The sequence below is a fragment of the Actinomadura sp. 7K507 genome, assembly GCF_004348425.1.
Lineage (GTDB): Bacteria > Actinomycetota > Actinomycetes > Streptosporangiales > Streptosporangiaceae > Spirillospora.
On record NZ_SMKK01000275.1, the window covers coordinates 1 to 11,210 of the forward strand.

Genomic DNA, 11,210 nt, shown 5'->3' on the forward strand with positions numbered 1-11,210 from the left:
CCCCAGGAGGACCCGCCGCGCGTCGTCGGGCTGGGCGAGGCGCTGCTGCGCCTCTCCCCGCCGCGGCACCAGCGCCTCGACCACGCCACCGGGCTGGACGTCGAGGTCGGCGGCGCCGAGCTGAACGCGCTGATCGCGGCCGCCGGGCTGGGGCTGCCCGCCACCTGGATCTCCCGGCTGGCCGGTACCCCGCTCGGCCACCGGATCGCCGCGCACGCGCACGCGTTCGGCGTCCGCACCAGCATCGACTGGGAACCGGACGCCCGCACGGCGCTGTACTTCGTCGAGCAGGGCGTGCCGCCGCGGCCCTCGGAGGTCCTCTACGACCGGACCGGCACCGCCGCGACGCGGCTCACCCCCGGCACCTTCGACTGGGCGCGCCTCACCGAAGGCGCCGGCGCGGTGCTCAGCAGCGGCATCACCTGCGCGCTCGGCACCGGCCCCGCCGCCGCCGTCACGGCCCTGCTGTCGGCCGGGCGCGGCAACGGCGCGGTCACCGCGTTCGACGTCAACCACCGCGCCAAGATGTGGACCTGGGAGCAGGCCGTCCCGGTGCTGCGCGGCGTCCTGCCGTACGTGGACCTGCTGCTCGCGAGCCACCACGACCTGGTGCGGCTGCTGCCGTCCGCCCGCGAGGACGAGAGCCCGGCCGCGTCGGCGCGCCGGGCCATCGCGGAGTTCGGGCACGAGATGGTCGTCATGCGCGAGACCGCCCAGCTGCCCGGACGCCGGATCACCACCCGCGTCGTCGCCGTCACCGCGGACGAGGAGTTCACCAGCGCGGACCGGCAGGCCGACGTCGTCGACGCGTTCGGGGCGGGGGACGCCGCGCTCGGCGTGCTGTTGGCCGCCCGGCTGGCCGGCGACGACCCCGCCACGGCCGTGGACAAGGCGGCGTGGGCGGGCGCCTTCCAGCACACCATGCCCGGCGACGCCTGCCAGGTACGCCCGGCGGACCTGGCCCGCCGCGGGACCGAGTCACGGAGGATCCTGCGATGACACCACTGAATCCCGACGGCCTGGCCGGAGCGATCGCCATCCTGCGGCTGACCGGCCACCGGCACATCGCCGAGGTCGGCGCCGCCCTGTACGAGGCGGGCGTGACGTCCATGGAGGTCACGTTCGACCACCCCGACGCCCCGGCGGCGCTGCGCGAGCTGCGCGCCGCCCTGCCCGCCGGCGCGCTGCTGGGCGCCGGAACGATCCGCACCCGCGAGCAGGTGGAGCAGGCCGCGTCGTGCGGCGCCCGCTACTGCGTCAGCCCGCACACCGACACGGGGCTCATCCGGGCCGTGCTCAGCGCGGGCCTGGAACCGCTGCCGGGCGCCACGACCGCCACCGAGATCGCCGCCGCGCAGGACGCGGGGGCGCGCCTCATCAAGCTGTTCCCGGCGGGCGCGCTCGGCCTGCCCTACCTCAAGGCGCTGCTCGGGCCGTTCCGCGGGGTGTCGTTCGTCCCGACCGGCGGCATCCGGCACGACACCGCCGGCGAGTGGATCGCCGCCGGGGCCGTCGCGGTCGGGCTGGGCTCGGACCTGGTCCCGGCCGCGCCCGTCCCGGACGACCTGCCCGGTATCGCGCGGCGCGCGGCCACGGTCGCCGCCCAGGTCGCCGCGGCCGGGACGGCGTCGTGATCGTCGACGCGCACGCCCATGTCTTCCGTCCCTCCGCCGTCCGGCACCGGGCGGTGGACGAGCTGGCCCCCGCCGGGCGCGACGCCCCGGCCGAGGACCTGCTCGCCGTGATGGAGTCCTCCGGGATCGGCCGGGCGGTGCTCGTCCCGCTCGGCCCGGAGGACGGCTACGTGGCCGAGGCGCGCGCCGCCCATCCCGGGCGGTTCGCCTCGGTCGCGGTGGCGGGCCCGGAGATCCAGGGAAGACGCCCGGGCCTGGACCCGGGCCCGCTGGCCACCCTGCGCGAGCTGATCTCGCAGGGCTTCTCCGGCCTGCGCACGCGGTGGCTCGGCGAGCCCGGACGGCCGCTGGCCGACAGCCCGATGCTGCCGGTACTGCACGAGCTGGCCGACCGCGGGCTGCCCCTGTGGAGCTACCCGCCACCCGAGCAGCTCGCACTGCTGCGCGAGCTGCCGCGTGCCGTCCCCGGGCTGCGGATCGTCCTCAACCACCTGGGGTTCGCCCCGCACGGCATGCGCGTGGACGAGCACGGCCGGCCGTACTTCGCCGACCCGTTCCCGCCCGCCGTGGTCGACACCGTCCTGGAACTGGCCCGCCATCCGCACACCTACCTGATGTTCTCGGGCCAGTACGCCCTGTCGCGCGAGACGCCGCCGTACAAGGACCTGGACGGCGCCGTGCGCGCCTTCGCCACCGCCTACGGCCCGGACCGGATGCTCTGGGCCTCCGACTACCCATGGACCAGGGACGTACCGGGCGTCCCCGCGCTGCTGGAGCTGGCCGGGCACGCGCTGCCCGGCCTGTCGCCCGCCGAACGCGCCGCCCTGCACGGCGGGACGGCGCTGTCCCTGTTCCCCGACCTGGCTCCCGAGCCGAACGAAAGGGAGGGCTGATGCCGATCCCCGCACCCCACGCCGCGAACATGCCCCGGTCGGGCATCCGCGCCGTCATGGACATGGCCTGGACGATGACCGACCCCGTCATCGGGCTGCACGTGGGCGAGCCGAGCTTCGCCACGCCCGGCCACGTCCTGGACGCGGCGGCCGGCGCCTACGCCGAGGGCCGGACCCGGTACGTGCCCAACGCGGGCGTGACCGAGCTGCGCGAGGCGATCGCCGCCAAACTGCGCGGGGTCAACGGCATCGAGGGCGCGGCCACTGAGCGGGTCATCGTCACCGCGGGCGGCATGCAGGCGCTCCAGCTCGGGATGATGGCGGTCGTCGGCGCCGGTGACGAGGTGCTGATCCCCGACCCGGGCTGGCCCAACTTCGCCATGCTCGTCCAGCTCCTGCAAGCGGTGCCCGTCCGGTACGAGCTGCGTCCGGAGAACGGCTTCCGGCCCGACCCGGCCGACCTGGCCCGGCTGGTCACCCCGAGGACCCGGGCGATCGTGGTGAACTCGCCGTCCAACCCTCTCGGCACCGTCCTGCCGGGGGAGACCATCGAACGGCTGGTGGCCTTCGCCCGCGAGCACGACCTCTGGCTCGTCTCCGACGAGTGCTACGAGGAGATCACCTTCGACGGACCGCACGTCAGTCCGGCGGTGTTCGACACCGACGACCGGGTGATCAGCTGTTTCAGCTTCTCCAAGACCTACGCGATGACCGGGATGCGGGTCGGCTACGTGCTCGCCCCACCGGAACTCGCACCGATCTGCGCCAAACTCCAGGAGCCGCTGGTGGCGTGCGTGAACGCGCCCGCGCAGGTCGGCGCGCTCGCGGCGCTGACCGGGCCGCAGGACCAGAAGGCCGCGGCGCGCGAGGCGTACCGCGGGCGGCGCGAGGCCGCCACCGCCGTGCTCGACCGGGCGGGCCTGCCGTACCAGCGCCCGGAGGGCGCCTTCTACCTGTGGGTGGACGTGTCGGACCGGTGCGGAGACGACGTGACCGCGTGGGCCGTTCGCCTCCTGCGGGAAGAGCACGTCGCGGTCGCCCCCGGGACGACCTTCGGCCCGCACGGCGAGGGGTGGATCCGCCTCTCCCTCGCCACCGCCACCGAGGACCTCCTCGAAGGGATCCAGCGCATCCTCCGCTGCCGGGCTTAGAAGGAAGCGCGGAAGGCCGCGAGCCTCTGCTGGTCCTCCTCGGGTGCACGGGTTCGCTCGGGGGTGCCCGGATAGGTGTCCAACAGCAGATGGGTCGCTCCCAGCGCGGCGAACTCCTCGGCCTGCCGCAGAGCCTGGTCCACGTCGTCCAGCCGGATGCGTGGCGCCAGTGCCGGCACCGGCCGTCCGGCCTCCTCGGCCGCCCTGCGCAGGGCCGGGAGCCCCTCGGCGCGGAGCCGGTCCGGCGCGACGTTGATCGGGTGCCAGGCGTCGCCGAACCGCGCGACCCGCCGCATCGCCCCCGGCGACTGCCCGCCGACCCAGACGGGCGGGTGCGGCTTCTGGACGGGGTGCGGCCTCGGATCGATCGTCTCGCCGCCGTAGGTGACCGAGTCCCGCGTCCAGGACCGCAGGATCACCTCCAGGTACTGGTCGGCCAGTGCTCCGCGCCGTTCGAAGGGCACGTCCAGCGCCGCGTACTCCCGCCTCGCCCAGCCGACGCCCACCCCGAATACCAGCCGCCCGCCGCTGAGCCGGTCCAGGTTCGCGGTGATCCGCGCGAGCTGCAGCGGGTGCCGGTACGGCAGGACGGTGATCGTCGTGCCCAGCCCGATCCGCTCGGTCGTCCCGGCCAGCCAGGCGAGCACGGTGAACGGGTCGTAGAACGGCGCCGGGTACTGCTCGGCGACGTCGGGCGTGACCGCGAGGTGGTCGGAGAGCATCGCGAAGTCGAACCCCGCCTCCTCGGCGAACCGGGCCCAGCCCGCGAACGCCTCCGGGGTCGCGTGGGCACCGAAGTTGAGTATGTTGACACCGAGCTTCATGATCGGCAATAACGCCCCGGCCCCGCCCAGGTGTTCCAGGGGGACCGAAAGTGCTGGGCGTCCTCGATGAGGGACTGCCCGTCAGGACGAGGCGGGGGCGTGCTCCAGCAGCGTCACGGTGCCGCGGTCGCCGTCGACCCGGACCCGGTCGCCGGTGTGGAGCACGCGGGTGGCGCCCCGGGTGTTGACCACGCAGGGCACGCCGTACTCGCGGGCGACGACGGCGCCATGGGAGACCGAGCTGCCGATGTCGGTGACGAGCGCGGCGATCAGGGTGAAGTACGGCGTCCAGCCGACGTCCGTCACGGGTGCGACCAGGACCTCGCCGGGCCGCAGTTCCCGGGCCTGCGTGATCGTGGCCGCGACCCGGACGGTCCCCTCGACGACTCCGCCGCACGCGGAGCGACCGGCGATCACACCGTCCTCGATCCCTTCCGGGGGCTTCGGCCGCGCCGGAACGGGCTTGCCGACGCACACGTCCGGGAATTCGAGCCGGGCCTGATACGGAAGCGCCGCCCGGCGCGCCTCCGCGCGGTCGATCAGGTCCCCGGCGTCGCCGACGCCCACCAAGGCCGGCAGCTCCGACCGGTCGAAGAAGAACACCAGGTCCGCGTCCGGCAGCCGCCCCGTCGCGGCCAGCCGCTCGCCCAGCAGGCGGTAGCCATGGCCGAGCCGGTGGGCGACCAGCACCATCCGCGACTTGGTGGCCTCACGTCCGCGTGCCCCGGCCCGCGCGAGGCGGGCCATCACCCGCACCGCCCGGGAAACGCCCTCCTGCGGCGATGGGCTCGTCCGGACGGCGTCCCCGGTGAGAAGCCGGGCACGGAGCATGGCCTGCATGATCGTGCCGAGACCTTCGGGGTCGTCCGCCCAGGACGGGTCCCGCATGCACAACTCCCGGTAGCCCCGATGGCCGTGCCGCCGCAGGAACTCGTCGAACGTGCGGCCGGCCGGCCCACCGGCTCCGGTCAGCCGGATCACGGCCCCGGCGGCGTCGCTTCCGAGGAACGCCTCGGCTTCGGCCGAGTCCGCGGCCAGCCGGCCCACCACGTCGTCCAGATGCTCCAGCATGACGGCGCTCTCGACGTCGGCGGCGCCGGCCATCAGTGCGGCGGCCTGGGAACGTCCCTCGTCCTCGTCCCGGTTCGCGCGGACCGCCTCGCGCGTCAGCGTCTGTTCGAGGACGTTCGCGGCGACGGCGGAGCGCGCGGAGGACCGGACATGGGTGAGTGTGGCCGCGTCGTAGAGCCCGGTCGCGGCGTCGAGCTCGGCGAGCAGGGCCGCCGGCTCCGCCGCGGACGGCGCCTCGAAACGCGCCAGGTCCCGGTCCAGACGGCGGATCGCCCGTCCCGCCGAGAGCGCGAACGCGGTCAGCCGGACGGTGTTGACCAGACGGCGGGCGAACGGCTTCGGCGGCTTCGGCACCAGCTCGTCCACCACCCGGCCCGCGATGGAGAGCGAGTACTGCTCGAGCGAGTTGCCGAGGATCCCCGAGCTGAGGGCCGTGCCTTCGGTCATGTTGAGGAACAGGTGACCCGAGAAGTAGCCCAGCTGCAGCCAGCGGTCCTCCCGGTAGGAGTCCTGGAAACCGGCGGTGACCTGGACCATCTGCATCGCGTACTCGATCGCCCGGCCGCTGACGGACGCCGTGAGCGGGCAGAAGGCGCCGGGCATCATCTCGCCGATGTTGCACCGGGTGTAGACGTGGTCCTCGCCCGCCACCGTGCTGTCCATCTCGTCCAGGTCGCCGGGCAGGGTGGTGATCGGACGTGCCTGCAGCCAGCGGATCTCACCGGCCCGGTCGATCGCCCATTCGAGGTCCAGCGGCGTTCCCCAGCGCGCCTCCGCGTCCCGTGCGCCGGCCACGACGGCCATGACCTCGTCGTCGGCGAGTGCCGGGCTCGGCGCGACCTGGCGGTCCACGATCCGTCCGGCGCGGTCGACCTCGTAGTGGTCGGAGCTCGCGGAACCGTCGACCAACGACTCCGCGAGGCCGGGAACCGCGTCGACCACGCACAGGTCGCGACGGCCGCTCGCCGGATCCGCGGTGAACACGACACCGGCGGCGCGCGCGTCGACCATCTCCTGGACCACGAGGTGCATCGCGCCGGAGATCCCGGCGGCCGACCGATAGGCGGTCGCACGCTCCGACGACGCGGAGGCCGCGCAATGCCGGATAGCGGCGAGGAGTTCGCCGTATCCGCGCACTCCCAGTACCGACTCGTACTGACCGGCGAAGGAACTCTCGGCGCCGTCCTCGCCCGAAGCCGAGGAACGCACCGCAACCGGCCCGTCCGGGCCGGCCAGGCGGGCATGGCGCGCTTCGAGCCCGGCGGGGAGGCCGGCGGCGTCGGCCTTCGCGATGACGAACGCGGCCGGCACCGAGAATCCGGCTGCGGCGAGCCGCGCCAGACCGAGGGCCTTGCCGCCGTACCTCGCGTCGACGACGTCCGACAACTCGACGAGCTCGCTCTCGGGCCGCTGCATCGCAGTTACGTTACACTCTGCTCGAAAATGAGCAACCCCATCGGACGACCCCGTGACGCCCGCATCGACGACGCCGTCCTGGACGCCGCCGCCGAGCTGCTGGCCGAGGTCGGCTACGCCGAGATGACCGTGGCCGCCATCGCCGAGCGCGCCGGCACGTCAAGGCCCGCGGTCTATCGGCGCTGGCCCAGCAAGGCCCACCTCGTCCACGAGGCGACCTTCCGGGACGACGTCACCGCCGGCGCGCCCCGGACGGGCTCATTCGCCGAAGATCTGCACGAACTGGTGAGGCGGATCGCGGAACTGCTGACCACCCCTTTGGCCCGGCTCGCCGTACCCGGGCTGATCGCCGAAGCCGCGACGGACCCGGTCATCCACCAGCGCCTCCTTGAGCGGTTCTCCGCCCAAAGCTGGCGCGGCCTCGACGCAACCCTCGCCGCGGCCGTCGAGAGCGGAGACCTCGACGCCGGGGTCGACGCGCTCGTCCTGCTGGAGATGGTCGTCGGCTCCGCCCTGGCCGCGACGCTGACGCGGGGCCCCGACGGCCTCACACCGGACTGGGTCGCCAGGACGGCCCGCATCCTCCTCAACGGCGTGCGGCCCGCGAACCACGAAGCGACGTCCTGACCACCGCCACCGCGGAGAACGGAACCAGGCCGTCCATTCGCGGCGTGCGGCGGCGCCACGGCGCGCGGCGCGTACTGCGGCGACCGAAGGTCAGGATCGGATCGGCGGGCGGGTCACGTGGTCGATCCCGCGCTGCTCCCCAGTTCGGCCCCGAGGGCGGCGATCGTCTCCGGCGGGTGGGTCGAACCGGGGAAATAGGCGCAGACCCGCTCGGCCACGTCGCCGAACCGGCTCTTGATCTCGGCGGCGCACTCGGCCGGCGTCCCGACGACCGCCAGAGTCCGCACCATCGCGTCGTCGATCAGGCCGACCATGGTCATGATGTCGCCGGTCTTCGACAGCGCGTTCAACTCGGGCTGCAGATCCCCCCAGCCTTCGATGTCCAGCACCGGCTTGTACGCGGGCGTCGAACCGTAGAACGCCAGTAGTGCCTTCACGCCGAACGTGGCGGACTCGATCTCGCCGGGGGAGCCGCCCGTCGCGACGATCGCCTGCGGGTACAGGTCGATCCGCTCACGACCCGCCAGTTCCAGTCCCTCGGCCACGGCCGGGAGCGTGCGCTCGCGAAAATGCCGATGGCTGTGGAACGGCATCACCAGCAGCCCGTCCGCGACCTCGGCCGCGGTCCGGGTCATCACCGGACCCAGCGCTCCGAGCAGGACCGGCGGCACGCCGTACGGGTTCGGCCCGGGGACGAACGTCGCGGGCATCAGCGTGTGCCTGGTGAACTCGCCGCGGAAGTCGAGCCGGGTGCCGTCCTGCCACGAGTTCAGGATCGCCTTCACCGCGAGCACCGTCTCGCGCATCCGGGCCGCGGGCCTGCTCCAGGTCGAGCCGTACCGTTTCTCGATGTGCGGCTTGATCTGCGACCCCAGTCCGAGCCGGAACCGGCCCTTGCTCAGCAACTGCAGGTCGTAGGCCATGTTGGCCAGGTTCATCGGGCTGCGCGGGATCGCGATCGCGACGTTGGTCATCAGGTCGGCCGGCGGCACGTCCGGCGAGCCGGCCGCGACGATCAGCGGCAGGAACACATCGTGCGGGCCCTCGAACGTGAACAGGCCGTCCACTCCGGCGTCGGTCAGCGTGCGGGCACGCTGTGCCGCCTCGTCCGGCCGGCCGTCCAGTTGCACATCGAGCTTCACTTGACCGATCTCCGTTCCGCGCAGCGCGTTCCTTGGTGAGGGCCGGGGCCCGCGTCAGATGTTGCGGACCACCGACACGACGATGCCGAGCACGACGGCCTCGTCGCCGTCGATGACGTCGTAGGCGGGGTTGCGTGGTTCGAGCCGGACGTGGCCGTCGCGGCGCCGGTACACCTTCACGGTGGCCTCGCCGTCGATCATGGCGGCGACGATCTGGCCGGAGTGGGCTTCCTGCTGCTGGCGGACCACCACGATGTCGCCGTCGCAGATCGCGGCGTCGGTCATCGAGTCGCCGTGCACGCGCAGGGCGAAGACGGTGCCGCGTCCGGTGAGTTCGCGGGGGAGCATCAGGGTGTCGTCGGCGTGCTCTTCGGCCGTGATGGGGGTACCGGCGGCGATATGGCCGACCACGGGCACGGTCACCTGGCCGTCGGAAGACTCCCGTGCCGGATGCCGCCCCAGGAACACGCGCGTGTCGATCGGTCGCGACACCGCGCTGCCGCGGCGCAGGAATCCCTTGTCCTCCAGGCTCGCCAGGTGGCGCGACACCGACGACGATGACCGCAGGCCGACCGCGTCGCCGATCTGGCGCGTGCTCGGCGCGTACCCGTACCTGACCACCCAATCCTGGATCATGGCCAGGATCCGCTGCTGGCGCGGAGGCAGAGCGGAGGCGTCCAGGTCTGCGAACGCGTCAAGATCACTGTAGGCGGTCACCCGCAGGATTCTAGGGCCCCTTGAAGAGACGCGACGCGATTGAGCGAGGCGAGGCCGCCGAGCCGGCCGTTCCCACTGCGGTATCTTGGGGTGACGTGGGACGACGCGATGTAGCAACTGGGACATCGCAGGTATACGGATACTTCACGTGACGCGTTCGGATTATCCCTTCTGCCATTGAGGCGATCATCGAGTTGACTCCTAAGAGACCGCGTACCTCAAAGAACGGCCCTGTCGAGAGCCGGAACCACTTGGAGGCTCTGAGCCCGTCGCTGCGGGACTACGTCTTGGACCGCTGCAGGCGCGAGGGGATCCTCGTCACGTCGGTTCGCGTCGTCTCCTCGACCGAGGTCATCATTCCCTGACCGCCGGATCGGCCACCTGCGCCGGGTCCTTCGCGGAGACGACGGCCGGACCTGGCTGATCTTCGCCGAGACCCCGGCGACCCCGGGCCCGGCGGTTGCGCCATGCATGGCGCCTCGCGCCCCCCGGTGCCCGTGACGTGTTCTGAAACCCGGTGGACGGTCCGGCCGCCGAGGGCCGGGAACTAATCCGCGATCGGATGCTTGCAGGGCGCTATACGAACGTGTAGTGTCGGCGACACCCCGACTATACGATCGTGTAGGGGTTGATCCGATGGCGATGGAAGCACCCGACTCCGCGGCGTCCGAGGAGGAGGCGCCCACACGGGATCGCATCCGGGACGCCGCGCTGCGGCTGTTCGCGGACCGCGGTGTCGACGGGGCCTCGATCCGGGACATCGCGCGGGAGGCCGGGATCTCCTCGGGCCTCATCCGGCACCACTTCGGATCGAAGGACGCGCTGCGCGACGCATGCGACGCCTACGCGATCGATCAACTGATGCGCATCAAGCGGCAGATCGTCGACGAGGACCGGCTGACCGAGCCGGGGTTCTTCCCCGACATCCAGCCGACGCGGCTGCTGCTGCACCGTTACCTGGGGCGGGCGATGGTCGACAATTCCCCGTCCGCGACGGCGATGTTCGATCGTCTCGTCGACACGACCGAGCAGTGGCTGATCCGCAACGAGCCCCACCCGTTCGCCGACGTCCGGGCCTACGCGGCGGTGTTCGTCGGCACGCAGATCGGCCTGCTGGTGATGTACGACCAGGTGCACCGGGCGCTCGGAACCGACGCCTCCGACGTCCAGGGCAACCTGCGCATCAGCATGGCGTCGGCCGACATGCACTCGCACGCTCTGCTCGACCCGGATCAGGCGGCGCGGATCCGGGACGCGTACGAGTACCTGTCAACCCACCGACCCGACAGCGGCCCGCAAGCCGCGGGCTAAGGAGTGGCGATGACCGAGGTGATCCGAACCGAGGGCCTGGTCAAGTCCTTCGGGAACGCTCGCGCGCTCGACGGGCTGGATCTGGCCGTCCGTGCCGGCGAAGTGCACGGCTTCCTGGGACCGAACGGGGCGGGCAAGACGGATACCGGATTGTGACACTTCTACGGGGATGTGCTGACCTGCGCCGTTGTGGGAAGCCGGGTGCGGGTTTGGGTGGGGCGGCGGGCTGCTAGCCTCGCGCGGCTCCGGGCTGCCGTCCGGCTGCCCACATCAGGCCGGGGGCGGCCCGCCGGAGGGGTTCCCGCCCAAGCCCGCGCCCGGCGTCCCTGTGCCTGCCTTGGCCCCGTGGGGGTCTGCGCGGGTGTTCACTTTGACCAGTCTGCGCAACGGCGGCCTAGACGCGCTGACCTGGGGCCGCCCGACG

10 protein-coding genes and 1 pseudogene are annotated in these 11,210 nt (G+C 72.7%); 7 read left to right on the forward strand and 4 right to left on the reverse strand.

The features are described from left to right. The 4 genes from E1285_RS38720 to E1285_RS38735 form a co-directional block, all read left to right on the forward strand. A partial coding sequence (locus tag E1285_RS38720) for a sugar kinase (protein WP_132159579.1) occupies positions 1-999 on the forward strand: 999 nt, incomplete at its 5' end. Next, a complete protein-coding gene (locus E1285_RS38725) occupies positions 996-1,634 on the forward strand; it encodes a bifunctional 4-hydroxy-2-oxoglutarate aldolase/2-dehydro-3-deoxy-phosphogluconate aldolase (RefSeq protein ID WP_132159580.1) in 639 nt (212 codons plus the stop codon). The genes E1285_RS38720 and E1285_RS38725, both read left to right, overlap by 4 nt. Then, on the forward strand, positions 1,631-2,527 hold the full coding sequence (locus tag E1285_RS38730) for an amidohydrolase family protein (protein WP_165966934.1): 897 nt from the start codon (positions 1,631-1,633) through the stop codon (positions 2,525-2,527). Before E1285_RS38725 ends, E1285_RS38730 begins: the two co-directional genes overlap by 4 nt. After that, the gene (locus E1285_RS38735; RefSeq protein ID WP_132159582.1) at positions 2,527-3,678 is read left to right on the forward strand and encodes an aminotransferase class I/II-fold pyridoxal phosphate-dependent enzyme; all 1,152 of its coding nucleotides are present in this window, start codon (positions 2,527-2,529) and stop codon (positions 3,676-3,678) included. The genes E1285_RS38730 and E1285_RS38735 overlap by 1 nt, the downstream gene beginning before the upstream one ends. Here E1285_RS38735 and E1285_RS38740 read toward each other — a convergent pair. Continuing rightward, a complete protein-coding gene (locus E1285_RS38740; RefSeq protein ID WP_132159583.1) occupies positions 3,675-4,502 on the reverse strand; it encodes a TIGR03619 family F420-dependent LLM class oxidoreductase in 828 nt (275 codons plus the stop codon). The two genes, E1285_RS38735 and E1285_RS38740, sit on opposite strands and share 4 nt — an antisense overlap. 81 nt (positions 4,503-4,583) lie before the next feature. Continuing rightward, entirely contained in the window at positions 4,584-6,989 is a 2,406-nt protein-coding gene (locus E1285_RS38745) for a PEP/pyruvate-binding domain-containing protein (RefSeq protein WP_132159584.1), read from the reverse strand. Between the two features lie 27 nt (positions 6,990-7,016). Here E1285_RS38745 and E1285_RS38750 point away from each other — a divergent pair, with 27 nt between their 5' ends. Then, a complete protein-coding gene (locus E1285_RS38750; RefSeq protein WP_132159585.1) occupies positions 7,017-7,616 on the forward strand; it encodes a TetR/AcrR family transcriptional regulator in 600 nt (199 codons plus the stop codon). 113 nt (positions 7,617-7,729) lie between these two features. Here the strand turns inward: E1285_RS38750 and E1285_RS38755 are convergent, their stop codons facing one another. Together E1285_RS38755 and lexA are read right to left on the reverse strand one after the other, a co-directional pair. Further along, positions 7,730-8,758, reverse strand: coding sequence for a TIGR03617 family F420-dependent LLM class oxidoreductase (locus tag E1285_RS38755; RefSeq protein WP_132159586.1), 1,029 nt, complete (start codon positions 8,756-8,758; stop codon positions 7,730-7,732). A gap of 54 nt (positions 8,759-8,812) precedes the next feature. Continuing rightward, positions 8,813-9,475, reverse strand: coding sequence for a transcriptional repressor LexA (lexA, locus tag E1285_RS38760; RefSeq protein ID WP_165966935.1), 663 nt, complete (start codon positions 9,473-9,475; stop codon positions 8,813-8,815). A gap of 636 nt (positions 9,476-10,111) precedes the next feature. On the opposite strand from lexA, the gene E1285_RS38765 reads away from it, so the two are divergent. Together E1285_RS38765 and E1285_RS38770 are read left to right on the forward strand one after the other, a co-directional pair. After that, complete coding sequence (locus tag E1285_RS38765; protein WP_132159588.1) at positions 10,112-10,786, forward strand: TetR family transcriptional regulator; 675 nt, start codon at positions 10,112-10,114, stop codon at positions 10,784-10,786. Positions 10,787-10,795: 9 nt separating this feature from the next. After that, a pseudogene (locus tag E1285_RS38770) lies at positions 10,796-10,927 on the forward strand (ABC transporter ATP-binding protein); the annotation flags it as partial. Between the last annotated feature and the right edge of the window lie 283 nt (positions 10,928-11,210).